This window comes from Pantoea sp. SGAir0215, assembly GCF_043543215.1.
This window is the reverse complement of record NZ_CP028031.1, coordinates 903,209-929,797: the sequence shown is the minus strand read 5'-3', so window position 1 is coordinate 929,797 and position 26,589 is coordinate 903,209. Positions and strand designations below refer to the sequence as shown.

General features: G+C 53.8%; 23 protein-coding genes. 8 read left to right on the top strand and 15 right to left on the bottom strand.

From position 1 onward, the window contains the following. Positions 1–86 precede the first annotated feature (86 nt). Positions 87–1,334: a peptide antibiotic transporter SbmA gene (sbmA, locus tag C1N64_RS04430; RefSeq protein ID WP_375124262.1), complete on the top strand. Its 1,248-nt coding sequence runs from the start codon at positions 87–89 to the stop codon at positions 1,332–1,334. A 370-nt stretch (positions 1,335–1,704) separates the two neighbouring features. Here the strand turns inward: sbmA and C1N64_RS04425 are convergent, their stop codons facing one another. From C1N64_RS04425 to gltP, 5 genes are all read right to left on the bottom strand, one after another. Then, positions 1,705–1,914, bottom strand: coding sequence for a YdgH/BhsA/McbA family protein (locus C1N64_RS04425; protein WP_375124261.1), 210 nt, complete (start codon positions 1,912–1,914; stop codon positions 1,705–1,707). Positions 1,915–2,390: 476 nt separating this feature from the next. Further along, a complete protein-coding gene (locus tag C1N64_RS04420; RefSeq protein WP_133745486.1) occupies positions 2,391–3,935 on the bottom strand; it encodes a methyl-accepting chemotaxis protein in 1,545 nt (514 codons plus the stop codon). Between the two features lie 324 nt (positions 3,936–4,259). After that, positions 4,260–5,684 (bottom strand): PTS N-acetylmuramic acid transporter subunit IIBC, encoded by a 1,425-nt coding sequence (gene murP / locus C1N64_RS04415; RefSeq protein WP_325991882.1) that lies wholly within the window; start codon positions 5,682–5,684, stop codon positions 4,260–4,262. Beyond that, positions 5,684–6,595, bottom strand: coding sequence for an N-acetylmuramic acid 6-phosphate etherase (gene murQ, locus C1N64_RS04410; RefSeq protein WP_058702401.1), 912 nt, complete (start codon positions 6,593–6,595; stop codon positions 5,684–5,686). Before murQ ends, murP begins: the two co-directional genes overlap by 1 nt. 160 nt (positions 6,596–6,755) lie before the next feature. Further along, positions 6,756–8,057: a glutamate/aspartate:proton symporter GltP gene (gene gltP / locus C1N64_RS04405; RefSeq protein WP_006121589.1), complete on the bottom strand. Its 1,302-nt coding sequence runs from the start codon at positions 8,055–8,057 to the stop codon at positions 6,756–6,758. A 583-nt stretch (positions 8,058–8,640) separates the two neighbouring features. Here gltP and acs point away from each other — a divergent pair. The 3 genes from acs to actP all read left to right on the top strand — a co-directional run bounded on the left by acs (position 8,641) and on the right by actP (position 12,712). After that, complete coding sequence (gene acs, locus C1N64_RS04400; RefSeq protein ID WP_110268077.1) at positions 8,641–10,596, top strand: acetate--CoA ligase; 1,956 nt, start codon at positions 8,641–8,643, stop codon at positions 10,594–10,596. 134 nt (positions 10,597–10,730) lie between these two features. Next, positions 10,731–11,060, top strand: a complete 330-nt coding sequence (locus C1N64_RS04395) for a DUF485 domain-containing protein (RefSeq protein WP_006121586.1) — start codon at positions 10,731–10,733, stop codon at positions 11,058–11,060. After that, positions 11,057–12,712: a cation/acetate symporter ActP gene (gene actP / locus C1N64_RS04390; RefSeq protein ID WP_369974375.1), complete on the top strand. Its 1,656-nt coding sequence runs from the start codon at positions 11,057–11,059 to the stop codon at positions 12,710–12,712. The genes C1N64_RS04395 and actP overlap by 4 nt, the downstream gene beginning before the upstream one ends. A 67-nt stretch (positions 12,713–12,779) precedes the next feature. Here actP and C1N64_RS04385 read toward each other — a convergent pair whose 3' ends face one another. From C1N64_RS04385 to C1N64_RS04375, 3 genes are all read right to left on the bottom strand, one after another. After that, positions 12,780–13,325, bottom strand: coding sequence for a YfaZ family outer membrane protein (locus C1N64_RS04385; protein ID WP_006121584.1), 546 nt, complete (start codon positions 13,323–13,325; stop codon positions 12,780–12,782). 164 nt (positions 13,326–13,489) lie between these two features. Beyond that, positions 13,490–14,185, bottom strand: a complete 696-nt coding sequence (locus tag C1N64_RS04380; protein WP_033738999.1) for an LrgB family protein — start codon at positions 14,183–14,185, stop codon at positions 13,490–13,492. Then, positions 14,178–14,603 carry a CidA/LrgA family protein gene (locus C1N64_RS04375; RefSeq protein ID WP_039339056.1) on the bottom strand — a complete coding sequence of 142 codons (426 nt, stop codon included), beginning with the start codon at positions 14,601–14,603 and terminating at the stop codon, positions 14,178–14,180. The genes C1N64_RS04380 and C1N64_RS04375 overlap by 8 nt, the downstream gene beginning before the upstream one ends. A gap of 101 nt (positions 14,604–14,704) precedes the next feature. Between C1N64_RS04375 and C1N64_RS04370 the strand changes: the two genes are divergently transcribed. Continuing rightward, the gene (locus C1N64_RS04370; RefSeq protein ID WP_367143484.1) at positions 14,705–15,607 is read left to right on the top strand and encodes a LysR family transcriptional regulator; all 903 of its coding nucleotides are present in this window, start codon (positions 14,705–14,707) and stop codon (positions 15,605–15,607) included. A gap of 59 nt (positions 15,608–15,666) precedes the next feature. Here the strand turns inward: C1N64_RS04370 and C1N64_RS04365 are convergent, their stop codons facing one another. The 4 genes from C1N64_RS04365 to soxR all read right to left on the bottom strand — a co-directional run bounded on the left by C1N64_RS04365 (position 15,667) and on the right by soxR (position 20,349). Continuing rightward, the gene (locus C1N64_RS04365; protein ID WP_375124259.1) at positions 15,667–17,319 is read right to left on the bottom strand and encodes a Na+/H+ antiporter; all 1,653 of its coding nucleotides are present in this window, start codon (positions 17,317–17,319) and stop codon (positions 15,667–15,669) included. Positions 17,320–17,463: 144 nt separating this feature from the next. After that, the gene (locus C1N64_RS04360) at positions 17,464–18,813 is read right to left on the bottom strand and encodes an NCS2 family permease (protein ID WP_033738992.1); all 1,350 of its coding nucleotides are present in this window, start codon (positions 18,811–18,813) and stop codon (positions 17,464–17,466) included. Between the two features lie 345 nt (positions 18,814–19,158). Next, positions 19,159–19,824, bottom strand: a complete 666-nt coding sequence (locus tag C1N64_RS04355; RefSeq protein ID WP_033738991.1) for a glutathione S-transferase family protein — start codon at positions 19,822–19,824, stop codon at positions 19,159–19,161. A 39-nt stretch (positions 19,825–19,863) separates the two neighbouring features. Further along, positions 19,864–20,349, bottom strand: coding sequence for a redox-sensitive transcriptional activator SoxR (gene soxR / locus C1N64_RS04350; RefSeq protein ID WP_006121571.1), 486 nt, complete (start codon positions 20,347–20,349; stop codon positions 19,864–19,866). Between the two features lie 155 nt (positions 20,350–20,504). Between soxR and soxS the strand changes: the two genes are divergently transcribed. Then, entirely contained in the window at positions 20,505–20,930 is a 426-nt protein-coding gene (gene soxS / locus C1N64_RS04345; RefSeq protein ID WP_006121570.1) for a superoxide response transcriptional regulator SoxS, read from the top strand. Between the two features lie 244 nt (positions 20,931–21,174). Next, positions 21,175–21,456, top strand: a complete 282-nt coding sequence (locus C1N64_RS04340) for a YjcB family protein (RefSeq protein WP_006121568.1) — start codon at positions 21,175–21,177, stop codon at positions 21,454–21,456. Positions 21,457–21,508: 52 nt separating this feature from the next. Here C1N64_RS04340 and C1N64_RS04335 read toward each other — a convergent pair whose 3' ends face one another. Both C1N64_RS04335 and C1N64_RS04330 read right to left on the bottom strand, forming a co-directional pair. Continuing rightward, positions 21,509–22,459: an ATP-grasp fold amidoligase family protein gene (locus C1N64_RS04335; protein ID WP_039339061.1), complete on the bottom strand. Its 951-nt coding sequence runs from the start codon at positions 22,457–22,459 to the stop codon at positions 21,509–21,511. 8 nt (positions 22,460–22,467) lie between these two features. After that, positions 22,468–23,724, bottom strand: a complete 1,257-nt coding sequence (locus C1N64_RS04330; RefSeq protein WP_033738990.1) for an oligosaccharide flippase family protein — start codon at positions 23,722–23,724, stop codon at positions 22,468–22,470. 523 nt (positions 23,725–24,247) lie between these two features. Here C1N64_RS04330 and C1N64_RS04325 point away from each other — a divergent pair. Next, positions 24,248–24,643 (top strand): transposase, encoded by a 396-nt coding sequence (locus C1N64_RS04325; protein WP_033738988.1) that lies wholly within the window; start codon positions 24,248–24,250, stop codon positions 24,641–24,643. 902 nt (positions 24,644–25,545) lie between these two features. Here the strand turns inward: C1N64_RS04325 and C1N64_RS04320 are convergent. Then, complete coding sequence (locus tag C1N64_RS04320; protein ID WP_394515271.1) at positions 25,546–26,526, bottom strand: DMT family transporter; 981 nt, start codon at positions 26,524–26,526, stop codon at positions 25,546–25,548. Positions 26,527–26,589 lie beyond the last annotated feature (63 nt).

The following is a 26,589-nucleotide window of genomic DNA, read 5'->3' as shown; positions in this document are numbered from 1 at the left end:
TGTCAATGTCATGTTCAGAAACAACAGGCTACAGACAGATGGCCGTTAAGACGTTATAAAAGCGATTACACAACAGCGGAGTACCTATGTTTAAGTCTTTCTTTCCACGACCTGGGCCGTTTTTCAGTTCGGCGGCCATCTGGAGTTTACTGGCGATTTTTGCCTGGTTTGGCTTTGCCAGCGATTTACCGGCCCATTTCTGGCCTGCGTTTCGGGCCGCCATCAGGCAGCCCCTGCCCACGACGGTGATGCGCTTTATTGCGCCGGGTGAGTTATGGTTCTATGGCTATTACTGGCTGATGGTTGCCCTGTTCGCTCTTGCGTGGCGCATCATTGATAACCATCCCTGGCAGCGCTGGTCGGTCTGGGGCTCCGCGCTGATTATTTTTGTGACCTGGTTTGGCGTCCAGGTTGGCGTGGCCGTCAATGCCTGGTATGGCCCGTTCTACGATTTAATTCAAAAAGCGCTGACGAAAGCCGGTTCGGTACAGATTGCCGAATTTTATGCTCAGGTCATCGCCTTCCTGGGTATCGCGTTGATTGCGGTGGTCATTGGCGTGATGAATGCTTTTTTCATCAGCCACTGGGTATTCCGCTGGCGCACTGCGATGAATAATTACTATATGCATCACTGGCAGCGCCTGCGCCACGTTGAAGGCGCGGCACAGCGTGTGCAGGAAGATACCATGCGCTTTGCTACCACGCTGGAAGGCTGGGGCGTGAGTTTCATTCAGGCCATTATGACCCTGGTGGCGTTTTTACCCGTTCTGGTGGCGCTTTCACATCATGTAAAAAGTATCCCGATTCTGGGCAGCATCCCCTATGCGCTGGTGATCGCGGCGGTGTTGTGGTCACTCTTTGGTACGGCGCTGCTGGCGCTGGTGGGCATTAAGCTTCCCGGCCTGGAGTTCCGTAACCAGCGCGTCGAAGCGGCTTACCGTAAAGAGCTGGTTTACGGCGAAGATCACGCCGATCGCGCCACGCCGCCGACCGTAAAAGTGCTGTTCCACAATGTGCGGATTAACTATTTCCGTCTCTATTTTCACTATCTTTACTTCAATATCAGCCGCATCCTTTATCTGCAGGTGGATAACGTGTTCGGGCTGTTCCTGTTGTTCCCGTCTATTGTGGCCGGTGCCATTACGCTGGGCCTGCTGAACCAGATCACCAACGTGTTTGACCAGGTTCGGGGATCGTTCCAGTACCTCATTACCTCGTGGTCCACCCTGGTCGAGTTAATGTCGATCTATAAACGTCTGCGCAGTTTTGAACAGATTCTGGACGATGTGCCGCACGATGAAATGATGCACGACGCTTCAGAAGAGGTGTCATAACCTTTCTGGTCGCCTGGGGTAGTTGCCGCAGGCGACCAGCGGTCGATTCCGCATTGTCTCCCCCACTTTCCTTTTCCTTCTCCTGCCATTCATTGCGCATGATGCCGCAGTGTTACGTCCGTTCAGGACGACATCCGCGCCCGGGTTATCGCCGGTACGCGCAGCATTGAGGGATGATGGCGCGCATACAAGGGGCTTTTCTGGCAAAGGCTGAACGGTTAAGCGAACGATCTGTTGGTCAAAGAGACAGGCCCGATGGGGCAGAATGATGCCGGAAAGCGGAGTAGAGGCAGTAAAGTGACAGGTTCTGTTGCGCTAAAAACGGAGCCAGGACGCCATCAGGCGTCCTGTCAGCACAGACGTTCAAGGCTTATTTATACAGCTCAGCCGTCATGTGCACACCGTTGTTGGTGTTCGCTTCGGTGATCTTATAGGAAGCACCAGCATCCTGCGCCTGAGCAGCAATTTTCGCTTCTGCGCTGTCCAGTGTTGAGCCGGTCGCCGTCACAGTTTGTGCAAAAGCCGCAGCAGGCAGAATAGTCAGGGCGATTAAAGCAGCAAAAGTTTTGATAATTTTCATGGTCAATTCCTCGGTCTTTTTCGTTTATATAAGGCTACATGCCTTGTGTGAAAGCATAATAGGAGGAATATCGCACAAGAAAAAGCAGAGGGTTTTGCTCATATCGTTCAATAAAACTGAAAATGAAAAGCACGTTTAGCGCTGTTTAAACACGAAAGGTTAAATGACTACACCTTGCATAGCAGGCAGTATTAATGACTACCTGTGCGCCTGACGACTTTCGCCCAGCGCTATGCTGTTATGTCACAAGACGGCAAAGACAGGCGTTACGCCGTGATGCTCTGAGACGAGTCAGGCCGTGATGGGATGTTGGCTGAGGGTACGCAATTGGGCAGCAGAAGAGACGATTAGGACGGGAAAGCCTCTTAGCGATCATGCCGTACCAGACGGCATGATCACGGTTCGCACCCTGCGCGCGCGAAGAGCGTGATCACGCCGAATGGCACAACACCATCCGGTGGCAGGCCGGTCAAAACTTAGCGGAACACGCTGATCGCTTCCACCAGACGGTTAGCCTGATGGGTCATACGACCCGACGCTTCTGCGCTTTCCTGAACGCGGGCGGCGTTTTGATGGGTAATATCGTCCAGATCTTCTACCGCCGTGCTGACTTCACTGAGCGCGGTCGCCTGTTCCGCCGTGGCCGCGCTGATTTGGGCAACGAGCGAAGTGACGTTCTGCACCTGCTGCACAATATCCTGCATGGTATGTCCCGCAGCACCGGCGTGCTCGTTGCCTGAACTGACCCGGCTGGCGCTGGTTTCCACCAGCGCTTTAATCTCGCTGGCGGCTTTTGCGCTGCGCTGTGCAAGGCTGCGTACTTCGCCAGCCACAACGGCGAAGCCTTTACCCTGCTCACCCGCGCGTGCCGCCTCAACGGCGGCGTTCAGCGCCAGAATATTGGTCTGGAACGCGATGCTGTCGATTACGCTGGTGATGCTGGCAATGCGTTCTGAGCTGTCGGCGATATCCGCCATCATACTCATCATCTCTTTCATCACCTCGCCACCTTTGCTTGCCGCATCGCTGGTATTGACGGAGAGCGAATTCACCTCCTGGGCCGTTTGCGTATTACTCTTCACGGTGGCGGTCATTTCGTTCATGGTCGCGGCCGTTTGCTGCACGTTCGCTGCGGCCTGTTCGGTCCGGCGGCTCAGTTCATTGTTACTGCGGGCAATGGCGTCACTGGCGCTCAGCACGTTAATCGCCTGGCCACTCACATCGTCCACCAGCCAGCGGAACATCAGCCCTAGCTGCCCAATGGCGCGCAACGTCAGCCCCACCTCGTCAATGCGGTCCATCTGCTCCACCTGGTGACTGGCCCCGGTGGCCACGCGCAGTGCCTGTTTGCACATGCGCTCAACAGGACGGGAAATTTGCTGCTCCAGCCACAGGCTGGCAAGCAGCAACAGAACGGCCATGCCGCCCGCAAATCCGCTCAGCGCCAGCGGTGCCATTCCCAGCGCCCAGACGCCCGCGACGGACAGCGGCAGTAAAGCCAGCAGCGCCGTACGGATGCGCCAGCGCAGTGGCAGCGTTTTTAAGATCGAGCCGAGGCGACGCCAGCCGCTGCGGACAATTAATCCTTTGTGAAAGCGGCGGCCTTGCGCGCGACCTTCACGAAAATCACGGTAGAGCGCTTCACTGGCTTTCACGTCCTGGGCGGATGGCTTCGTCCGCACCGACATATAACCCTGCACCTGACCGTTGCGCACCACCGGAATCGCGTTCGCCCGCACCCAGTAGTGATCCCCGTTTTTACGGCGGTTTTTCACCAGCGCTGTCCAGGGTTCGCCCTGTTTTAACGTCGCCCACATATCGGCAAAAGCTTCGGGTGGCATATCCGGGTGACGCACCATATTGTGCGGCTGCCCTTTGACCTCATCAGATGAAAAGCCACTGGCTTCAACGAATGCATCATTGGCATAGGTGATATAGCTGTTGAGATCGGTCGTTGTCATCAGTGTGGCATGATCGTCATACACATATTCACGCTGAGAAACAGGTTGGTTGTTGCGCATAGGAGTCCTTGATAGTACCAGTCAGACTTGCACCAGAAGCATGGATGAAAGCACGTGAAAGGTAAGCTTTACCTTTTTTTATGTTTTCGGCAGTGGCGCATTTACACTTTAGTGCTACGCGTTAATTTATTGCATTAAAAAAGCCGCTCAGTAGCGGCTTCGTTTACTCACGGGGATTTTTAACCCATTACATTTTAACGATTTACTTTAACGCAACTGATTAGCGCGCAGCACCATCCCACCCGCGCCCGGCGCGTGACATCCGCAGTGAGACTAACGTCTTACCGTACCGCTTGACGGGTTAATAGCGCATTCCTTATGGATTCAGCTTAAATCGACATCCCGTAAGCCAAACCACCACGTCAGTACAAAGCCACTGACCCAGGCCACGATCAAACCGCCCAGGTACACGGCCATGCCAGCAAAAATGCCCTGATGCGAGGTCATTAACGGAAGCGTGACCAGACCCGAAGGACCAAACACCGTATTCATGCCGACCGGCAGCCCCAGCCAGGCCACCAGACCGATAAAAAATCCGCCCACTGCCCCGCCGCCGCAGGCCGTAATAAAGGGTCTGAGCCGCGGTAGCGTGACGCCATAAATCAGCGGTTCACCCACGCCCAGCAAGCCGGGCACGATGGCGCCTTTTATCTGGGTGCGCAACAACGCGCCTTTTTCCGCTTTACACCAGAGCGCCAGTGCGGCCCCCACCTGACCGGCACCGGCCATAGCCAGAACAGGGAACAGTGAATTAAATCCCTGGGTTTCCATCAGCGCAAAATAGACCGGAATAAACCCCTGATGAATGCCAAACATCACGGCGATCAAAAACAGCCCAGCCAGCAGGGCGCAGCCGAAGGGGTTGTTATTGAGGTGGATAAACAACCACGACATTCCCTTAAACAGCTCGCCGCCGAGCGGCATGATGAGCAGATAAGTCAGCGCGCCCGTGATTAATAAGGTTAACAGGGCGGTAAGAATCATATCCAGGTTATCCGGGATGACCTTGCGCAACTGCCTTTCCAGCCAGCCACCAAACATTGCGGCCAGCAGCACACCGATAATGTTGCCACGCGGATCGATAGCCAGACCAAAAAAGCTGTCCATGCCGCTGTAATAGCCGACCTTCGCATCGGGCACATAGCCCAGAAGAAACAGCGAGGCGATAATGGCCCCGTTTACGCCGGTGCCACCAAAGGCTTTTTGCGCGTTATAGCCAATCAGGATGCTGAGAAAGGTGAATAACCCTTTACTGAACACTTTCATATAGGCCACGGTCTGCAGTAAGCCTGCAGGATGTGCGCCCGGCGTGCTGAGGTGCAGGCTTTGCTCAATCAGCGTGGCGAATCCCAGCAGTAAACCTGCGGCGATAAAGCCGGGGATGAGCGGTGTGAAAAGGGTGGCGAAACGTGCCAGAAACTGATGCACTGCGCGGGTCTGTCTGGCCTTTATCTGCTGTTTTTGTTGCGCAGCCACCTGTTGCAGATTCGGTGCCCCCTGTGAAAGCAGCAAATGCATCCGTTCCGCCGCCGTTTGCGCCTTGCCGGGACCGAGCACGATCTGCAGTTGATCGTCACCCTTGATGACACCCAGCACGCCAGGCAAACCTTTCAGCCGGGCGATGTCAGCCTGATTCTGCTTCAGCGTCAGGCGTAAACGGGTCATACAATGGCCGCAAACGGCAATATTGTCTGCGCCGCCTGCTGCCTGCACGATAGCGTGCAGAAGTGCATCGGTCACGTCCGCCATCAGCGTGCTCCCGCAGCCTGTAGCGCCCGACGAATAAAGCCCTGATGTTGGGTCAGCAACGTTTTTGCCTCATCAGCACTCAGTTCCGCCAGCACCATGAGAATGGCGGTTTTGCAGTGCCCGCCGCAGGCCGCCAGGGCGGCACTGGCGCAGGCTTCATCACAATCAGTAGCCTGCATCACAATATTGACCTGGCGCTGTACCAGCTTCTGGTTCGTGGCTTCAACGTCCACCATCAGATTGCCGAAGACTTTGCCTGTACGAATCATCGCGCCGGTCGTCAGCATATTCAGGACCAGCTTCTGTGCGGTCCCCGCCTTCATGCGTGATGACCCTGTCACCACTTCAGGCCCGACCACGGGCGTCAGGGCAATATCGGCGACGTCGGCCATTTCGCTGTGCGGATTACAGGTCAGCGCAACCGTCGTCGCCCCACATTGCCGGGCGTAATCGAGCGCGCCCAGAACATAAGGCGTGCGTCCACTGGCGGCGATGCCCACCAGCACGTCCTGCTGGCTGAAGTGGATGTCTTTCAGATCCTGCGCGCCTTGCGCCACATTATCTTCAGCGTTTTCCACCGCCTGCAAAATGGCCTGATGGCCCCCGGCAATCAGGCCAGTTACCTGCTCACGCGGTGTGCCAAAAGTTGGTGGGCATTCACTTGCATCCAGGATCCCCAGGCGGCCGGAGGTGCCCGCGCCCACGTATATCAGTCGCCCACCGGCCTGAAAGGCGGCGCAGATAATATCCACAGCGCGGGCGATAGCCGGCACAATAGCCTCAACGGCCAGCGCAACTTTTTTATCTTCATCATTAATGACGCGAAGCATCGCTTCCGTGCTCATTTCGTCAATATTCAGGCTGGCCGGATTGCGCCCTTCCGTGACCATCTGACTGAGATCGATTTTCACGCTTGTTCTCCACAGGAATAATTTATTCTGGATATTTTTAACACAGCGAATGAAAAATTCATCCTTTCCAGCTGCTTTTTTGTGGCGCCGTGAGCGGTGCAGCCAGACAGAATAAAAAAAAGGCCCAACCATCGTTGAGCCTTTGATTTGCTAATCCGCATTAAGGCGCGGTTTGCGTCCGTAACTGCAATTCATACGCTTTCGCCTGCTCTGCATCGAACTGGTTTTCCCAGCGGGCAATCACCAGCACCGCCAGGGCGTTACCCACGACATTCAGCGCGGTACGGGCCATATCCATGATGCGGTCAACGCCAGCAATAAACGCCAGTCCTTCCAGCGGAATACCGACGCTGCCAAGCGTCGCCAGCAGGACGACAAACGAAACGCCTGGCACGCCTGCAATCCCTTTAGAGGTCACCATCAGCGTCAGCACCAGGATGATTTCATCAGTCAGTGACAGGTCGATACCGTACAGCTGCGCGATGAAAATCGCGGCGATACTTTGGTATAACGTTGAACCATCCAGGTTAAACGAGTAGCCGGTGGGCACGACGAAGCTGGTGATGGCTTTTGGTGCACCGTAAGCTTCCATCTTCTCCATGATGCGTGGCAGCACGGTTTCAGAACTGGAGGTCGAGTAGGACAGGATCAGCTCGTCTTTTAAAATGCGCATCAGCGTAGTAATGCGCAGTTTGCAGAAGCGTGCTACCGCCCCCAGCACCACAAACGCAAAGAACAGGATAGCGACATAGACCAGCAACACCAGCTTCGCGAGTGGCCACAGCGAGGCAAAACCAAAGTTAGCAATCGTCACGGCGATCAAAGCAAACACGCCTACTGGCGCGTAGCGCATGATCATATGCGTCACTTTAAACATGGTTTCAGACACGCCGCGGAACAGGTTGACCAGCGGATCGCGCTGTTCGGAGGGCAGGGCCGACAGCCCCAGACCAAACAGGACTGAGAAGAAAATAATCGGCAGCATTTCACCCTTCGCCATCGCGGCAAAGATGTTCTGCGGGATCAAAGAAAGGATGGTCGCAACCAGACTGTGCGTCCCTTCCTGTACCTGCGCCGTCGTGGCTTCATATTTAGAGATGTCCACCGTTGCCAGCGTAGACATATCAATGCCAGTGCCGGGCTTAAACACATTTGCCAGGGTAATCCCGACCACAATGGCAACGGTGGTAATCACTTCAAAGTACACAATGGTTTTGAGACCAATACGACCCAGCTTTTTCGCATCACCAACACCGGCTATACCGACAATCAGGGATGAAATCACGATAGGCACGACAATCATCTTTATCAGGTGAATAAAGATATCGCCCGCCGGGCTGAGAATATTATTGACTAACCATTCACGATCATCTGGCTGATTATGCAATACGGCACCCACGATGATGCCGAGCACCAGTGCTATCAGAATCTGCCACGCAAGGCTGATTTTAAAACCTTTCATAACGCGTAATTTCCTCAGTCAAAACCCGTTTCTCTCTACTGCGAAGGTGCAGAAGACAATACACACAGGGAAGTGAGCAAAAAGCCCGGTAAAGTAGAGGGTGTTTTAGACAGCGTCCCGCATTGCGATGCGATGATTTCTAAACCCATTTCAGACGCGGTCTGAGTTGATACCTGATTATCAGGGGCGAGATAAGTACCATTTTCGCTGCAGTAAATGCAACCCTTGGTGGCTTCGATTAAAACTTAACCATCTCTTAAGCATAAAATGCTGATGCGGCTATTTATTCCTAACCTGCTGTTATGAAAAGTAAACTTTCGATAATTTTTCGCATAGCTATTCAGATTGTGGGCAAACACTACGCGGTTCGTTCGCTGCTTTTTTAAACAGCGCAAGACACAAAATGTTGCAATCTAAATCCCTATCCTTTGCATGGCGTTAGCGCGTTTTTCATTCTTTTGCGACGTTTTTATGTCAACAAGGTTAACGCGTGATCTATGGCGCAAAAAAGAAACAAATCTTGTTGCTCTGCTTCACTTAACTATTGATTGACATATGATTAACATCTTCAAGGAGAATCGCCATGAGCCAAAATCATAACTATCCTGTTCCAGAAAATATCGCAGCAACCGCGCTGATTACGGCCGAACAGTATCAGGCGATGTACCAGCAGTCTGTTACCGATCCAGAAACCTTCTGGGGGGAACAAGGTAAAATCCTCGACTGGATAAAACCTTACAGCAAAGTCAAAAACACCTCATTTGCGCCAGGCAATATTTCAATTCGTTGGTATGAAGACGGCACGCTCAATCTGGCCGCCAACTGCCTGGATCGCCATCTGGCTACCCGGGGCGATCATCCCGCCATTATCTGGGAAGGCGACGATGCCAGTGAAAGCAAAACCCTGACCTTCCGTCAGCTTCATGCTGATGTATGCCGCTTTGCCAATGTGCTGGAACTGCTTGGCGTCAAAAAAGGCGACGTCGTGGCGATTTATATGCCCATGGTGCCCGAGGCCGCCGTCGCGATGCTGGCCTGTGCTCGCATCGGGGCGGTGCACTCCGTCATTTTCGGCGGCTTCTCACCGGAAGCCGTCGCGGGCCGGGTGATCGACTCCAGCGCATCATTGATTGTGACAGCCGACGAAGGCGTACGTGCGGGCCGCACGATTCCACTGAAGAAAAATGTGGATGATGCATTAAAAAATCCCAATGTGAACAGCGTGAAAAACGTGGTGGTCTTTCAACGTACCGGCAAAGATGTCGGCTGGGTTGAAGGACGCGATCGGCACTGGCATGAGCTGATGCAGAACGCCAGCACCAACCACTCTGCCGCCGAAATGCAGGCCGAAGATCCACTGTTTATTCTCTACACCTCCGGTTCAACCGGTAAGCCTAAAGGCGTACTGCATACCACGGGGGGCTATCTGGTTTACGCCGCCACGACCTTTAAATTTGTCTTTGATTATCATCAGGATGACGTTTACTGGTGTACGGCGGACGTGGGCTGGGTCACCGGCCACAGCTATCTGCTCTATGGTCCCCTGGCCTGTGGGGCCACGACGCTGATGTTTGAAGGCGTGCCAAACTGGCCGACGCCAGCCCGCATGGGCCAGGTGATTGATAAGCACAAGGTGACCCTGTTGTATACCGCGCCTACCGCTATCCGCGCGCTGATGGCGGAAGGGGATAAAGCGATTGAGGGCACCGACCGTAGCAGCCTGCGTATCATGGGTTCAGTGGGCGAGCCCATTAACCCGGAAGCCTGGGAGTGGTATCACAAAAAAATCGGCAACAGCCGGTGTCCGATTGTCGATACCTGGTGGCAGACAGAGACCGGCGGTTTCATGATTACGCCGTTGCCGGGTGCCACCGTGCTGAAACCCGGCTCGGCGACCACGCCGTTCTTCGGCGTCCAGCCTGCCCTGGTGGATAACGAAGGCAATCCTCAGGACGGCGCCTGTGAAGGTAATCTGGTAATCACGGATTCCTGGCCAGGTCAGGCGCGTACGCTGTTTGGCGATCATGAACGTTTCGAGCAGACCTACTTTTCGACCTTTAAAAATGCCTATTTCAGCGGCGATGGCGCGCGACGTGATGAGGACGGCTACTACTGGATTACTGGCCGTGTGGATGACGTACTGAACGTGTCTGGGCACCGCCTGGGCACCGCCGAGATCGAATCCGCGCTGGTGTCGCATCCGAAAATTGCCGAAGCGGCCGTGGTAGGTATTCCGCACAGCATTAAGGGCCAGGCTATTTATGCCTATATCACCCTGAATCACGGGGAAGAGCCCTCACCGGAGCTTTATACCGAGGTCCGTAACTGGGTGCGTAAAGAGATTGGCCCGATTGCCACGCCTGATGTACTGCACTGGACGGATTCGCTGCCAAAAACCCGTTCCGGCAAAATCATGCGCCGTATTCTGCGCAAGATTGCCGCAGGCGATACCAGTAATTTAGGCGATACCTCCACGCTGGCCGATCCTGGCGTCGTTGAGAAACTGCTTGAAGAGAAACAATCCATCACCCTGCCGTAATACCACGCCGGCGGAAAGCATCAGGCTTTCCGCCACCGCTTCCCTACGTAGTGTGTTTCTGTAGTCACAAAAAAATATAACGCATTCACGCCGTTGCGTGAGGTCCACGCCTGCAAGCTTCTGGAGATAATGTGATGAACGATGCCCTGCCCGAACAGGAAAGAATCTACCAACAAATTGAAAAAAATCCGCGCTTTCAGGAGTTGGTCCATAAGCGCCAGTCCTTTGCCCTGCTGCTGTCGCTAATCATGCTGGTGCTCTATGTCGGCTTTATTCTGCTGATTGCGTTTGCTCCCGGCTGGTTAGGTACGCCGCTGCATGCCGGTACCAACGTGACGCGCGGTATTCCGATTGGCGTGGGCCTGATCGTTATCTCCTTTTTACTGACCGGCGTGTATGTCTGGCGCGCCAATGGCGAGTTTGATCGCCTGACAAAGGCTATCCTCCGCGAGGTAAAACCATGATGCGTCTTATGCTGTGGATGCTGGCCGCCCTCCTGCCCTTTTCCGCCCTGGCCGCCGATGCGATTACCGGGGCGGTGCAGAAGCAGGCCGTTAATTATCAGGCCATTGTGATGTTTGTCATTTTTGTCGGTGCGACGCTGAGTATTACTTACTGGGCGTCAAAGCGAACCCGCTCGCGTAGCGATTATTATACGGCGGGCGGCAATATTACCGGCTTCCAGAATGGGCTGGCGATGGCCGGTGACTTTATGTCTGCCGCCTCCTTTCTGGGGATTTCTGCGCTGGTTTATACCTCGGGTTATGACGGCTTAATCTATTCGCTCGGTTTTCTGGTCGGCTGGCCGATGATCCTGTTCCTGATTGCCGAACGTCTGCGTAATCTGGGCCGGTATACCTTTGCCGATGTTGCCTCTTACCGCCTCAAACAAAAGCCCATTCGCACCCTGTCCGCCTGCGGCTCACTGGTGGTGGTTGCGCTTTACCTGATTGCGCAGATGGTCGGTGCCGGTAAGCTGATTCAGTTACTGTTTGGTCTGAACTATCATATCGCCGTCATTCTGGTGGGCATTTTGATGGTGCTGTACGTGCTGTTTGGCGGGATGCTGGCGACGACCTGGGTCCAGATCATCAAAGCCGTTCTGCTGCTGTTCGGTGCCTCATTTATGGCGATTATGGTGATGAAAAGTACCGGCTTCAGCTTTAATACGTTGTTCACTGAGGCGATGGCAGTGCATCCGAAAGGGGCGGCCATTATGCAGCCTGGCGGGCTGGTTAAAGACCCGATCTCTGCCCTGTCGCTGGGGCTGGGGCTGATGTTTGGAACGGCGGGCTTACCGCATATCCTGATGCGTTTCTTTACCGTCGCCGATGCGAAAGAGGCGCGTAAAAGCGTTTTCTGGGCCACCGGCTTTATGGGTTACTTCTATTTCCTGACCTTTATCATCGGATTCGGTGCCATTTTACTGGTCGGAGCTAACCCGGCCTTTAAAGATGCTTCGGGTGCGCTGATTGGCGGCACCAATATGGCGGCAGTGCATCTGGCTAACGCCGTGGGCGGCAGTACCTTCCTGGGCTTTATTTCCGCCGTCGCTTTCGCCACGATTCTGGCGGTGGTGGCGGGCCTGACCCTGGCTGGCGCGTCGGCGGTGTCGCATGATTTGTACGCCAGCGTTTACCGTAAAGGCCAGGCCAGCGAGCGCGACGAACTTCGGGTATCGAAAATTACGGTGCTGGTGCTGGGCGCAGTAGCCATCGCGCTGGGCATTCTGTTTGAGAAGCAGAACATCGCGTTTATGGTGGGACTGGCCTTCTCGATCGCGGCCAGCTGTAACTTCCCGATTATCCTGCTGTCCATGTACTGGTCAAAGCTCACCACACGAGGTGCGATGGTGGGCGGCTGGCTGGGGCTGATCACGGCAGTGGTGCTGATGATCCTGGGACCCACGGTCTGGGTACAGGTGCTGGGACACGCTTCCCCCATTTACCCTTATGAATATCCGGCGCTGTTCTCCATTGCCATCGCCTTTATTGGCACCTGGCTGTTTTCCATTACCGACCATTCACCGCAGGGTGCTGAAGAACGCTCCCGTTTCCGGGCACAGTTTATTCGTTCCCAGACGGGTTCAGGTATTGAGCAGGGTAAAGCACACTAATCTGTAGTGCCTGCAATAAAAAAAGGGCAGCCACCGCCAGGTCGCTACCCTTTTTCTCAGACCGCTGTCAGAAACGCAGTGACGCGCCGACGTACGGACCGTCGACCAGTACGTTATCTTTACGGCCACCTTTGTTATTCAGCTCAATATACTGATAACCGACGCGCAGGTTAAGCAGAGAAACAGGCGTGAAGCTCACACCACCGCTTGCCTCCTGATAGCTGTCCAGGTGGTCAGTCAGGCCTTCTGGTGCGTAATAGTACTGACCGAATAAGCCCCACATGCTGTTGATGTTGTACTGCGCGCTGCCGCCCAGCGCCACCGCAAATCCGTCTTTCCCGTCTTCAGGATGGGTAAAAATCGCCTTTGCGGTTGGCGCCAGGCGCAAATCGCCAACATCAACGTTGTAACCCAGTCCTGCACCGTAGGTGCTTCCGTCATGATCGCTACGTAACCAGTTGCCATTCAGGAACAGGCCCGGTGACGTGGTGCCCAGTCCGAGATTGAGATTCGTACTGTGCTCGCCCACATCCACGCTGCCTTCGATAGCCTGCGCAGCGCCGCTCAGCAACATAACGCTCAGCGCGCTTCCTGTGACAAGTTGTTTAAACATGATTCTACTCCATGAGGGGTCCAATAATTCCGCCTCAAGGGTAGCAGTCTGAAACGAGGTGACAACTTTATTTGGAAAGCTTTACGTAAAAAGTGATGTCATTCATGACAATCATGTCTGTCAGCTGGCCAGTGACGGCGGGCACCGTTGTGCCGTCTGCCGCCTTACTGTGCCCACATAATGTGCCCGATTAACGGTGCCAGAATCACCGTAACCACGCCGGATAACATCATCACCAGGCTGGACACGACGCCTTCCTGTTGGCCCAGCTGGTAAGCCCGCGCGGTGCCCGCACCGTGGGAGGCGGCCCCAAATCCAGCCCCTTTCGCCACGCTTTGCTGGATAGCAATGCGTAAAAACAGGACGTCGCCGACCGCCATGCCAAATACGCCAGTAATGACCACAAACAGCGCCACCAGATCGGGCTGTGCGCCCATGGGTTTGGCGGCCGCCAGGGCAAAAGGCGTGGTAATGGAGCGCACCGCCAGGCTGCGTTGCAGGCTTTCGGGCAAACTCAGCAAACGCGCCAGCCACACCGAGCTGCACACCGATACCGTGGTGGCGGTCAGCACACCGGCGCTGAGCGATAACCAGTGGCGTTTTATCACGTCCATGTTTTCGTACACGGGCACTGCAAACGCCAGCGTGGCGGGCCCCAACAGCCACAGCAACCAGTGACTTTCGGCAATGTAGTTTTGCCAGCTGATATGGGTGACCAGCAACAGCAGCACCAGAATCATGGGCGTCATGATCAACGGCATCAGCAGCAGCGTTGGCCAGCGGCGATACAGCCGTTTATTCACGTAGTAGATCACTAACGTGGCGGCCGCGCACAGGAGGCTGATCGGCAAATCAGGCATCGTTGTTCTTCTTACGCGCCGCGCGCGCCACTTCAAACCGATAAAGCCGGTCCACAACCAGCGCCGTTGCCGCCAGCACCAGCGTGGTACTGACCGCAATCACCAGAAAAATTCGCCAGCCGTCCACCTGCAGCAGGTCCGCGTAGTTGATGACCGCAACCACCGCCGGGATAAAAAACAGTAGCATCTCTGCCAGCAACCAGCTTGCCCCGGCCTTTACCCAGCGCAGGGGTAAAATACGCAGCGCGATAAGCAACAGCAGCAGGAGCATGCCTACCACGTTGGCTGGCAGCGGCAAGTGCAGCCAGTTCACCAACTGTTCGCTGGCGATAAACAGCGAGATGTAGAGCGCCAGTTGTACCGGCACGCTCAGCCGGTTTATGTGGCTGACGTTCAGGCGACGCAAGGCCAGTGCCATTTGTCTTTCCCCTCTGGAATGAATGCGTCCAGTATAGATTTGCTGTATGGGGTGAAAGAAATGAATTAAAATTATCCAAATCATGCCAAAAGGGAATAGTTATGGACGTTCGCGCCCTGCGTTACTTTACCGAGGTCGTCCGCCAACAAAGCTTTACCCGGGCTGCACAGGCGTTGTTCGTGACGCAGCCGACAATCAGCAAAATGGTGCGCCAGTTAGAAGAGGAACTGGGCTGTGCCTTACTCCTGCGTGATGGTCGCCGCCTGCATCTGACGGACAGCGGTCAGGCGGTCTACCAACGCGGTCTGGCGATTCTGCAAGAGTTTCATCAGCTTGAGGCAGAGATAGGCGATATTAACGATCTGAAAACCGGCCAGTTGCGCCTCGGTATTCCCCCAATGGTGGGCATGCAGATTGCCGGTTCCGTCTCCGCGTTTCGCCGCCGCTATCCGGGCCTGGAACTCAACATTGCTGAATTTGGCGGGCTGACGGTGCAGGAAGCCGTGCTGACCGGAACACTGGATATCGCCCTGACGGCGCTCCCGGTCGATCCCGAACTGCCCCTCGCCACCTTATCCCTTATGCGCCATCCGCTCTGTGTGTTGCTGCCGCGTAAGGCGCCCTGGCTACGTCGCACCCGGCTTTCACTCTCTGAGCTGGCGGCGCATCCGCTGCTTATCTTTAACGAAGAATTTTCACTGAACCGGCAGTTGATGCAGGCGTTTCAGCGTCAGGGAATAACGCCCACGATTGCCGTCCGAAGCGGGCAGTGGGATTTTCTGGCCGCCATGGTTCAGGCAGAGATGGGCCTGGCCATTCTGCCGGAACCCATTTGTCAGCGTTTAGATAAGCAGTCGTTACTGTGGCTGCCGCTGGCGTCTGAACTTCAGTGGCATCTGGGGCTGATTTGGCGGGAAGGAAGTTATCTGTCGCGCAGTGCGCAGGCGTGGATCGCCTGTTGCCGGGCCCACTGGCCCGATGATGCACCCCGCCTGTCTGTCTGATGCCCCCGCCTGCTCACCGCCGCACGGCGAAGCAGGCTGGGCCCGAAAGCGGCGGCGAGTTACGCCTCTTTCTCGATTAATAGCGCTTCCAGCAGATCCAGATCGTGCAGCAATTTTTGCATGGTCTCGTTCGAAATCGCCTTGGTGGCACGCAGGTGATAGACCTCCGCGCGCTCGGCACGGAGCGCGGTCAGACGGAAACGGCGCTCCAGATTTTCGGCAAACAGGGCATGTTCAAGGTCATTTTTGCCCTCGGCGCGACGGCGCAGATTCCCGGTCACGCGCAGGCTTACCTCTTTTAGCAGCTCTGGATCGATGTTTTCATCGGTTTCTTTTTCGAGCCTGGCTTCCATTTTTTGCAGACTCTCAATCGCCGCCCCCGCCATTACCGCCTTCGCATGCTGTATTTCATGGCGATGCGCATTTTTATCCAGTGTTTCGACGCCGCGCAGCAGGATGGGCAGGATAATGACGCCGACCAGCAGGGAGAACAGAATCACCCCGGTCGCGATAAACACCAGTTCGTAACGGGCCGGGAAAGGATTGCCGTTGCTCAGAAACAGCGGGATCGACAGCACACCGGCCAGCGTAATCGCACCGCGCACGCCCGCAAAGGAGGCGATTAACAGTTCACGCAGTGAGTACGAGGAGAACACTAACGGCTTGTTTTTCAGCAACCGTTTACTGAAGCGCTGCATAATCCACAACCAGCCGAAGCGCACCACCATTAACGCCGCATAGACCAGCACGATATCGGCAAAAATCATCCAGATATCCACATTGGGATCCGCATTGGCCTCGGCGATGGATTTTTGCAGGATAGAGGGCAGTTGCAGACCCAGCATCAGGAACACCATGCCGTTAAACACAAATTCCAGCATATGCCAGACGCTGTTGGCGCGCAGGCGCATCGTCAGCGGTGCCTGACGAATAATGCCAGAGCGCGTAATCGTCATCCCGGCCGCGACGGCGGCTAAGATCCCGGATACGCCGAGGTGCTCAGCAATCAGATAAGAGGCGAAAGGCAGCAGTAACAGCAGAACAATTTGTGTGGCTGCGTCATCACTGCCGCTCCAGCGGTTCAGCACACGTAGCGACTTCCCGTAAAGCCAGCAGACCGCAACCCCAGCCACCAGGCCGCCCAGCGCCACCTTGAGGAACTCTACGCTGGCACCGCCCCAGCTAAATACCATGGTGCCCATCGCGACCGCGACGGCGAACTTCAGTGAAACCAGGCCAGAGGCATCGTTCATCAAGGCTTCGCCCTGCAGAATCGCCATGATTTTCTTAGGAATGCGGCCTTCACCGACGATACCAGAAAGGGCCACGGCATCGGTGGGTGAGAGCACGGCGGCCAGCGCAAACGCAGGGATAAGCGGAATGCCCGGCACGGTCCAGTAAATCAGGTAGCCGATACCGACGACGGTGATCAACACCAGTACCAGCGCCAGGCCAAGGATTTCCCGTCCATAGTGCAGAAACTCGCTGACCGGTGTTTTCCAGCCGTCGGCAAAGAGCAGCGGCGGAATAAACAGGACGAGGAATAATTCCGGGTCAAAATCCACATGCAGCCCAAACGTGGGCCAGGCCAGCAGCGCACCAACGGCAATTTGCACCAGCGGCAGCGGGATTTGAAAAGGCAAGATACGCGCGGCGACCCCAGAGAGCGACACCACCAGCGTCATGATCAAAATAGTAAAAAAGATTTCCATGCTTTCCTTAGGCGGGTTGTTATCTTTGAATCAACGTGAAGATAAAGTGTAAAACAAACTGGCAAGCGCGGAAAAAGCTACGTGTGCTTCGGTGAGGAAAAAGCGGAAAATTCCGGACGCACGGCTGCACGTCCGGTCAGACAGTCAGATCGCCCAGCCTCCGGCATAAAAAGCCACCAGCGCAACGGCAATCACGACCGTGCCAATATTTAACTTACGCCATTCACCGGCAAACAGTCGGCCAACTACCAGGGTGGCAAAACCGATCATGATGCCGGTAACAATGTTACAGGTCAGGACAATAATGACTGCGGTGAGCAGGCCCGACATCGCATCGACAAAGTCGGCGAAGTCGATTTTAGCGACGTTGCTCAGCATCAGCAGGCCGACATACATCAGGGCGGGTGCCGTCGCATAAGTTGGTACCAAATAAGCCAGCGGAGACATAAACAGAATCACCAGAAACAGCAGACCCACGACGATTGCCGTCAGGCCGGTTTTACCGCCTGCCGCCGTACCGGCCGCCGATTCAATATATACCGCGGCAGGCGACGCGCCCACCAGTCCGGCAAACAGGCTGCTCAGCGAATCCGTGGTCAGTGCCCGTCCGCCGTTAATAATCTGCCCGTCTTTATCGAGTAAATTGGCCTGCCCGGCCACGGCGCGAATCGTGCCGGTCGCATCAAATACCGCCGTCATCACTAACGCCAGTACGGTGGGCAAGACGGCAGGCTGCAACGCGCCCATAATGTCGAGGCTGAAAAACAGCGATGTCCCCTGCGCATCACGCAGGCTCGGCAGCGCAAACAGCCCTTGCCAGCGGACGGCGGGATCGAAGGCCAGGCCGAGAGCAGAGATCACGATGACCGTCAGCAAAATACCGCCAGGCACCCGGCGCTTCTCCAGACCAAAAATCGCCGCCAGCCCCAGCAAAGACATGAGGACGGGGAAGGAGGTAAAGTGCCCCAACGCCACCGGTAAACCTGAGCCAGGGTTTCTGACCACCAGCCCCACGTTGTCAGCGGCAATCAGCAGTAAAAACAGGCCAATCCCGATGCCCGTACCGTGTGCGACGCCCATGGGCAAATTACGTAAGATCCAGGCCCGAATCCCGGTGGTGGAAATCAGCGTAAACAGCAGCCCCATGAGGAACACAGCGCCAAGCGCGACCGGCACGCTGATGTGCTGACCCAGTACAAGACTGAACGCTGTAAAGGCCGTCAACGAGATTGCACAGCCAATCGCCATGGGTAAATTGGCCCACAGCCCTATCAGGATTGACCCGAAGCTTGCCACCAGGCAGGTGGCAACAAACACCGCCGTAGGAGAGAACCCCGCTTTACCCAGCATACCGGGGACCACGATCACCGAATAGACCATGGCAAGAAAGGTCGTCAGCCCGGCCAGGATTTCCTGTCGCACGCTGCTGCCACGGGCCGAAATGGCGAACCAGGCATCCAGTCTTCCACTGGTCGGGCGTGATTCAATTGACATAGTTAAGCCTCAAAAATTTTTATTGTGTAATTCACGCGGTCACCGTTCTGCATTCCCTGAATATGTCTTTACCCACGGGCAACCGACAAAAGGCAAACGTTTACTTCGCCACGCAGAACGGGTGTAACAAGCACCACCAGACTGAAGGGGGCAGATTATCCGGTCTTTAACCGCCGCTTTTCAACCGTTCAGAGGGAATTACTGCGTATAAAGATCAGGTTAGTAACATCAGGAACGTGCTGGAAACCTGCCAGTAACATTCTTGCAGGCAGCGTGACCGGTCGATGAAAGAGGATGTTGGTGGAAGAGAGATGACGCCGGACGGCGTCATCAGAGCGCATCGCCTCAGCCCGGCAGAGTGAGTTCACCGCCCTGCTGAATGGCCCGTTGCCATGCGGCGCGCTGCTGAACGGTGGTTAACCATTTTTGCGTGGCGGGCGCATTGTGCAAGCCGGCGCGCTGGCTCAGCGCCAGAACAGGAAAGCTCATTTGCACATCGGCGATGCTGAATCGTTGACCGGCAAACCAGGGATTGGCCGAGAGATGATCTTCGATCATTTGCCTGTGGACGTGGAGCTGTTTGTCCAGCCAGGCTTTTTGTACGCCTTTCCCCAGCGCGGCACCCACGGGACGCAGCAACCAGGGCACGGGCGCGCTGCCCAGCCGGCCAAACACCAACTTCATGACCAGCAGCGGCATCAGGGAACCTTCAGCGTAATGTAACCAGTAACGCGCCTGGAGGCGCGCCTCTTCGTCGGTAAGCTGTAATCGCTTCTCGCTGTCGTACTTTTCTTCGAGGTATTCCAGTATGGCCCCGGACTCCGCCACCACCCGATTGCCATCTGTGATAACCGGCGATTTGCCTAAGGGATGCACTTTTTTCAGTGCTTCCGGTGCCAGCATGGAGGCTTCACGCTGGTAACGTTTAACCTGATAAGGCACTTCCAGCTCTTCCAGCATCCACAGCACGCGGTGCGAACGAGATTGTTCCAGATGGTGAACAGTAATCATCATGATTCCCTGCGAATGAATATGCAGACAGTATAGACGTCACTTTACCTTGTGCAGAGAACCATCCTGCTCGGGATCCAGCAGGACCGCACCTGATCCCTGCTGTCCCAGCCGATCACCGGGGTTACGGAGCGGACAGTCACGCATGGATAAACAGCCGCAGCCAATGCAGCCATCCAGGTCGTTACGCAGGCGCGTCAGGGTTTCGATGCGCTTATCCAGTTCATCCCGCCAGTGCTGCGTCAGATTGCCCCAGTCCTGCGCAGACATGCGTTTATCCGCAGGCATGTTTTCCAGACTGTCGCTGACGCTGGCGAGCGGAATGCCGATGCGCTGGGCGATTTTAATGATCGCCACACGGCGCAGGACATCACGGCTGTAGCGCCGCTGATTGCCGGGATTGCGCGTGCTGGAAATCAGCCCTTTGCTTTCATAAAAATGCAGCGCTGATACGGCCACGCCGCTTCGCCGCGCGACTTCCCCCGGTGTCAGCACCGGTTTTGGATAATTGCGATCTTTTTTCATCTGGCACTTTACCTCAAGTTAACTTGAGGAATTATACTCCTTTCCCATCAGAACAACACCCGCCCTGACGACGTCACGCCCCCTGCAGGCTGATTATCAGCCTCACAAACTGCGGCATGCACGGTGACGGGGACATTCACCAGAAGGATGAGGCCATGATACAAGAAGAGATCATTCATTCACTGACCCACTGGATTGACCAGAACCTGGATAAAAGCCTGTCAATCGATGAGGTGGCCGCGAAGTCCGGTTATTCGAAATGGCACCTGCAACGTATGTTCCGTAGCGTAACGAAACAGACGTTGGGTGGTTATATCCGCGAACGCCGGCTGACGCTGGCCGCAGAAGCCCTGCGTCAGACGCAGCGTCCGGTATTCGATATTGCGATGCAGTATGGCTACGATTCGCAGCAGACCTTCTCACGGGTTTTTCGCCGCCAGTTTTCCCAGACGCCTACGGCGTATCGTCACTATATGCGTCGCCAGGCGGTTCAGCGTCCACGCCTGCTGAGCTTTGACTGTGGGGAAACGATGAGCAGCTTTACGCAGCGTACAACGGGTGAATGTTGTCCGCTTAATTAACAGCCCGCGTGCGCCCGATCGGGCGCACGGCTTTATCCCCTCTTTTTTACCCTTCCGCTGGCTTGACACTGCGCTGACAAATCAAACAAATTCTGTACAAAAATTGAGAACCAGATGATATAATGTGACCCACATCACATTATGACGTTTGTTGCCGACGAAAGAGCCCCACCTGACAGACTTTTCCGCCGACGTGATGTTCGCAGACAGTCAGGCGTCCTTTCCGATTTTGAGGTCAAAATTGATGGCTACCCTAACCACCAGTTTTCTTGTTATGCGCTGGGAATTGCTGAGCGCTGTAATGATGTTTTTCGCCAGTACACTGAAAACCCGCCTTCGCCAGGACAGCCATCATGTCATGGCCTTTCTCTGTGGCGGCGTGGGCGTTGGTCTGTCGTGCTGGTTTGTGACCGGTTTAATGGGCATCACGCTAAGCATGGAAAACGTGCACCATTTTTTGAGCGTCTCTAAAGAAGTGTTCATTGACATGATGAGCCGTGCGCCTGCGAACTGGCCAATGCCCTGAATGACCAATAAAAAACCCCGCAAAGCGGGGTTTTTTATATTGCTGTGTAAAGTCAAATTTTCTTCAACATGACAGGAATGGCGACATCCTGTACGTCAACGTCCGGTCTCTGCGTTCCGCGACGTTCCTGAATCCACATTTCACCCATCATCTTGTCTAAGCCACGATCCAGTCCGGTTACCATGCCTGCGCCAGGCGTAAACGTCAGTTCACCAAAATAGATGTGCTGGTCGTGGATATACCAGTCGACTCGCACGTAGTCAAAGTCACTGGCCAGCGTTTTGCTCAGGGCTAGTGCCCGCTCCAGTGAGGGCATGATCGGGGAAACATCCAGGCCGGTATCGCGAATTTTATGGTAAGCCTCGGAGAGGTTATTAACGTAAAAATTCATCGAAAGCTGAGGCTGACAGCGGTTGTAGATGACCTGAAGAACATACTCAAAATTGCCATCGCGCTTATTGAACATATGAAACTTGTAATCAACCGGCGCGCTTTTACCGTCACCAATATACTGCTCAACCAGAATACGTGGCTTGATATAGCGATAGTGGATCTCACGCGCTTCGTTGGCGAAATCGGTTTTTAACCACGAATAGCAGTTATGAATGATTTGCTGCTTACGAAGCGCATCCGGTTCTTCCAGCACGATCTCTACCATGTTTGAAGCATGATTCGGTTTGATAACCGTGCCCTGCCAGCGCGTAAGATCATTCAACGTGGTGGGATCGGTGGTGTCGTGGAGCAACGGAATCAGATAGTCATTACCAATCTTTTCCGCAATATAGTCGCGCACCGAATACTTATCGGACAGGCGCGCATACAGCTGATAATCACCATGGATAAACTTGCGATACAGCACTTTTTCGTTGAAGACCTTGGGCTCACGCAGATTCGGGAGCTTTCTGAACTTGCGGAAGTAATAAATACGGTCCTGATAAGTCCAGGGCATCTTCTTAATAAAGTACTGCAAACTTCTTCTGAGCTCTTGCTTCAACCTGAGCATATTTGACCTCATTTGTAGGTTTTGTAGTTAAGTGAGGAAACCTGAATTTTTTGAATCACGCCGCGTTTAAAGAAGTAATTCATGACGGTGAGGGACAGGAGCTCAGACAGAAAAACGCTCCAGGCGGCCCCCATGATGCCGTAGCCCTGAATTAGCCACCAGGAAAGCGGGATGCTGATGAGCACCAGACAAATGATTTTCTTCAGTAAATAATCAAAGCCCCCTTCTTTCACCATAAAACGGTACGCGACGGTTCCCATTGCCGAAAAACTGGTCGCCAGGGATAACAGCGTGATGAGGTTGCCTGACTGCCTGTAGGCCGGGCCATATAACGCCACAATAATGTGCTCACCCCACAACGCGACGATAAACAACATCAACAGCGACACGGCCATCACGTAGCCATTGAGCCGGGCCGTCAGCCTGACGGCTTCGTCTCCACGCGCACGAAAAATCTCGCTGAAACAGGAGGTAATCAGCGCCACGGGAATAAAAATCCAGGACGCGGCAATCGTATTGGCAGCAGCAAATAAACCCAGCTCGCGCGCCGAGGCGATGCCGGCCAAAAACATCTGCGCGGTTTTGACCTGGACAGAAATAAAAATGCTGGAAATGGCCAATGGCAAGCCCGCATACAGCAGATAACGCAAATACAGGGTGCGTGTTTCCCGCGGGGGAAATTGCTCCTGATGCTGTTGGTAAAAGCAGTAGCGTTTAATGACATACGGCACCAGCGTTACCGTGATAACTGACAATGTCAGCCACAGCGGATTCAGGCGTAGCCAGGCAATAGTGAAACTCAACGCAAAACTCACCAGCATGCCGACGGCATTCGCCACGGTATTCAGCTTTGATGCAAGACGTGCATTGTTATAAACGCTAAACGTATCCTGCGTGACAAAAACAGAGGCAACAAATGAAGCCAGCGCAAATGCCAAGAAATTTTCCTGCATGTTGTACCAGACCCAAATTAACACTGGTGCCGAGGTAATAAGTAATAAAACCATACGCAAAGTACGTGCAATACGCATTAAGCGCAAACCTTTGGTGGCATTTTTGCTGACACGTTTAAACAAAATAGTTTCAGTGCCAAATAGGGCTATGGTTTGCACCATGGCAAATAACGATGTTGAAAACGCCATCTGCCCAAATAGGGTTGGGCCAAAGGATTTAGCCACGTAAGACGTCACGAAAATGACGCCAAAAACGGAGATAATCTTTTCAGACATCATCCAGGCGGCATTAGACATTACGCTAAATTTCATCGACTGTTCCTTAGTAATACTCAACATCTACCGCTTCGGCACGCCCATCCGTGGGCGAATTAATAAGCGCTTAAATTTCAAAGCGAAATGATAATCATCAAGCCAACCCGGCTCGAAAATGAGAATCCGATTATATTTTAATGAAAGAATTCAGGAGAATTCTGATTATATCTGGCACGAATGCCGACTACTGGAAACGATTTCAAAATGAAATCATTAATGTTAACAAAAACCGTCATTCCTGAATAAAACGGATGCGGAGGCGTCAACCAGCCAAGTTACAGTCATTTTTTATCTTTGGGGTGCGATGAATTTATATCAAAAAACCCATACCAGGAAGGCGCGGCATCCCGATCAGAATAAAATAAGATTTATCCCATGATGATATTTATTCTAAATATCTTAATTTAACCCACGTAATTTAACGTCCGTATTTAAACACGGCATTCCACACACTTTTACAGTACCAAAGGTTAATAAAGTAATCCTCATCCATTAATTGATAAGAAAGGTAAGAGCATTTATGAGAAAGTCACGATATAGCGAAGATCAAATCACAAATGCCATTAAAGCTTCTGAATCGGGCGTTAAGGTTAAAGAGATTTGTGAAGAGCTTGGCATCTCTGAGGCAACCTTCTATAGCTGGAAGAAGAAGTTTTCTGGGTTAGCCTCGGAAGAAGGCAGAAAAATCAAGGAGCTGGAAGAAAAGGTTCAGTTACTGACGCGCGAACTGCACGCACTTCATTCCGACAAGGAGATGCTGCAAAGCGTTCTGAAGAACTTCTTTACTACGCACGAGAAGCGTCAGGCCGTCAACTTCCTGCAGGACACATTCGATGTCGGCACCCGCCGCAGCTGCCGTTTGCTGGATATTAGCCGTAGTGTTTACCATTACCCAACGGGATCAGAAAACCGTTAATACTGAGAGCATTGCTTTTGATAGCTACCTCGCTGAGATTTGTTCTTACCAGAAGAGATGAAGAGCATTTAACAGGACATTAGGATGGCGCGCCTCGCCCAGTCCGTAATTAATGAATGGATTTGCGGTTACGCTTCCTTTTTTGCGGTAAAATTGATTTACAACAGCAAAAGTCTCTCAATCTACACCACTTTTATCCCCCCAGTCTCATTTCGGTGAGACTGGACCTTCCTTTTTTTTCATTAGCTCGTCTAAAAGAAACTGCCGCTGTTCCACTTTTTCGTTTAATCCCAGTAATCATATTTTGATTTCTCCGTACATTTCCTTAGCACCGACTGGTCCTGAGAAATGTTTTGCCGATCGTCGGATTATGCGTAATCGCATAAAAAGATAAAAATGGCCCAGAATAATCTCAGATTAACAGTTTATTGATACTTAACACTTTCATCCGGTAGCACACAATTGATAACTATTTCTGCCTGCTATTGATGTCTGCTGTTAAACAGTAAATATAAGCGAAGCGCAGTCTGATTCTGCTGAAATTAAGGCTGCCTGAAGTAAAAGGTGGTTTCTGATAAGGATTTCTCTTAGCCAAACGGTATGTTTTCCCCGTTTTTTAAACATAAAAGCTGGGTGCGGGTTAGCGCTTTACCTTCATCTGTCCGCTTTTTGAGGAATAAACGCGCTTTACCCAGCCATTTTCTGGCTATTTATTGAACAATATGTGCGATTATCTTGCTGTTAAGGGGGCGGAAGCCGCCTGTGTGGATAAATACGGCATGGCTGAGTGGCGGTTTTGAGGAAGATTTAAACCCGGCAGATTACCGAGGCGGCTTTATTTCGCCGTTTTACACCTCGGTATAATCCGAAAAAGCGTGAATATCACTCCCAGTAATTATTCATTATCCGGGACGTTCAGATGATTTCCTGTTCAGGGCGGTCACGCGGGGTTGTGGCTTGATGCGCATCGCCCAAATCACGCCAACGATCAGGCAAACAATACCGATCATTGTCAGAACAGGTGGCCAGTGTTGATACCAGATAAACGTCCATAGCAAGCCAAAGAGAATCTCAAAGACGATGAGTGGCCCCATCAATACGGTAGGCAGTCGCTGGCTGGCCGCATTCCAGCATAACGTTCCGGCCCATGAGCACAGCAGGCCAATCGTCAGCATTAATGCAATAAACACCAAAGGCCGGGGGCCGAAAGGCAGCGCAAAATCAGGCTGTTGCCACGCCAGCTGTATGCTGACCAGCGCATACATGATAAGTGCCAGCGGTAAGGTCACAATGCCCTGCGCGGTGGCCCAGGTCGCGGCCTTGAGCTGAGGATGGTTGCGTAACCAGCGCGCATTGCGCAACGGATACCAGGTCCAGCACACCACCGCCATCACCGCCAGGGCAATGCCGGTCAGATAACGCTGGCCGTTGGGCGTTGCCCCCTGGAGTTGCCATTCCGCCGCATTAACGCAAACCAGGCCTGCGCCCGTCACCAGCAGTGCCGGGATAAGCCGTCGCCATGAGAGCCGTCCTTCAAGATGGCCATAACAGAGGTTTGCAGTGACAGCGATGACGATCGGTAAGGTACCAATGATCATCGTGGAGACCGGAGCCCCCGTTCGCTGAATCGCATTGGCGAGAAACGCGTAATAGAAGAGATTGCCAACCAGCGACAGCTTTAATGCTTCCCGCCAGTGGGCGGCGCTCAGTTGGCGCAGTCGGAAACGATCGTGCCAGGCAAGCGGCAACGCAACCAGGCCAAACGCGACATAGCGCCCGGCTGACTGCAACGCGCCCGGATAATCCGGGACGATGACCGGTCCAACAAAAATCAGCCCCCACATAATGCCTGCGGCAAGGGCAAACATTATTCCTGTCAACATGGCTTTTTCCTGTCTGTCTTTTTGCTTCAGTGTGAACCAAACAGGTAAGCATGCCTTGTAGCA

Bases quoted from the DNA above. Each gene is read 5' to 3' on its own strand.
- C1N64_RS04360 (WP_033738992.1), bottom strand. From the start codon at position 18,813: ATGTCAATTGAATCACGCCCGACCAGTGGAAGACTGGATGCCTGGTTC.
- C1N64_RS04365 (WP_375124259.1), bottom strand. From the start codon at position 17,319: ATGGAAATCTTTTTTACTATTTTGATCATGACGCTGGTGGTGTCGCTC.
- C1N64_RS04375 (WP_039339056.1), bottom strand. From the start codon at position 14,603: ATGGCACTGGCCTTGCGTCGCCTGAACGTCAGCCACATAAACCGGCTG.
- C1N64_RS04395 (WP_006121586.1), top strand. From the start codon at position 10,731: ATGAACGATGCCCTGCCCGAACAGGAAAGAATCTACCAACAAATTGAA.
- C1N64_RS04370 (WP_367143484.1), top strand. From the start codon at position 14,705: ATGGACGTTCGCGCCCTGCGTTACTTTACCGAGGTCGTCCGCCAACAA.
- gltP (WP_006121589.1), bottom strand. From the start codon at position 8,057: ATGAAAGGTTTTAAAATCAGCCTTGCGTGGCAGATTCTGATAGCACTG.
- C1N64_RS04330 (WP_033738990.1), bottom strand. From the start codon at position 23,724: ATGAAATTTAGCGTAATGTCTAATGCCGCCTGGATGATGTCTGAAAAG.
- sbmA (WP_375124262.1), top strand. From the start codon at position 87: ATGTTTAAGTCTTTCTTTCCACGACCTGGGCCGTTTTTCAGTTCGGCG.
- C1N64_RS04325 (WP_033738988.1), top strand. From the start codon at position 24,248: ATGAGAAAGTCACGATATAGCGAAGATCAAATCACAAATGCCATTAAA.
- C1N64_RS04385 (WP_006121584.1), bottom strand. From the start codon at position 13,325: ATGTTTAAACAACTTGTCACAGGAAGCGCGCTGAGCGTTATGTTGCTG.
- C1N64_RS04425 (WP_375124261.1), bottom strand. From the start codon at position 1,914: ATGAAAATTATCAAAACTTTTGCTGCTTTAATCGCCCTGACTATTCTG.
- C1N64_RS04380 (WP_033738999.1), bottom strand. From the start codon at position 14,185: ATGCCTGATTTGCCGATCAGCCTCCTGTGCGCGGCCGCCACGTTAGTG.
- C1N64_RS04320 (WP_394515271.1), bottom strand. From the start codon at position 26,526: ATGTTGACAGGAATAATGTTTGCCCTTGCCGCAGGCATTATGTGGGGG.
- soxS (WP_006121570.1), top strand. From the start codon at position 20,505: ATGATACAAGAAGAGATCATTCATTCACTGACCCACTGGATTGACCAG.
- acs (WP_110268077.1), top strand. From the start codon at position 8,641: ATGAGCCAAAATCATAACTATCCTGTTCCAGAAAATATCGCAGCAACC.
- soxR (WP_006121571.1), bottom strand. From the start codon at position 20,349: ATGAAAAAAGATCGCAATTATCCAAAACCGGTGCTGACACCGGGGGAA.
- actP (WP_369974375.1), top strand. From the start codon at position 11,057: ATGATGCGTCTTATGCTGTGGATGCTGGCCGCCCTCCTGCCCTTTTCC.
- C1N64_RS04355 (WP_033738991.1), bottom strand. From the start codon at position 19,824: ATGATTACTGTTCACCATCTGGAACAATCTCGTTCGCACCGCGTGCTG.
- C1N64_RS04420 (WP_133745486.1), bottom strand. From the start codon at position 3,935: ATGCGCAACAACCAACCTGTTTCTCAGCGTGAATATGTGTATGACGAT.
- murP (WP_325991882.1), bottom strand. From the start codon at position 5,684: ATGGCGGACGTGACCGATGCACTTCTGCACGCTATCGTGCAGGCAGCA.
- C1N64_RS04335 (WP_039339061.1), bottom strand. From the start codon at position 22,459: ATGCTCAGGTTGAAGCAAGAGCTCAGAAGAAGTTTGCAGTACTTTATT.
- C1N64_RS04340 (WP_006121568.1), top strand. From the start codon at position 21,175: ATGGCTACCCTAACCACCAGTTTTCTTGTTATGCGCTGGGAATTGCTG.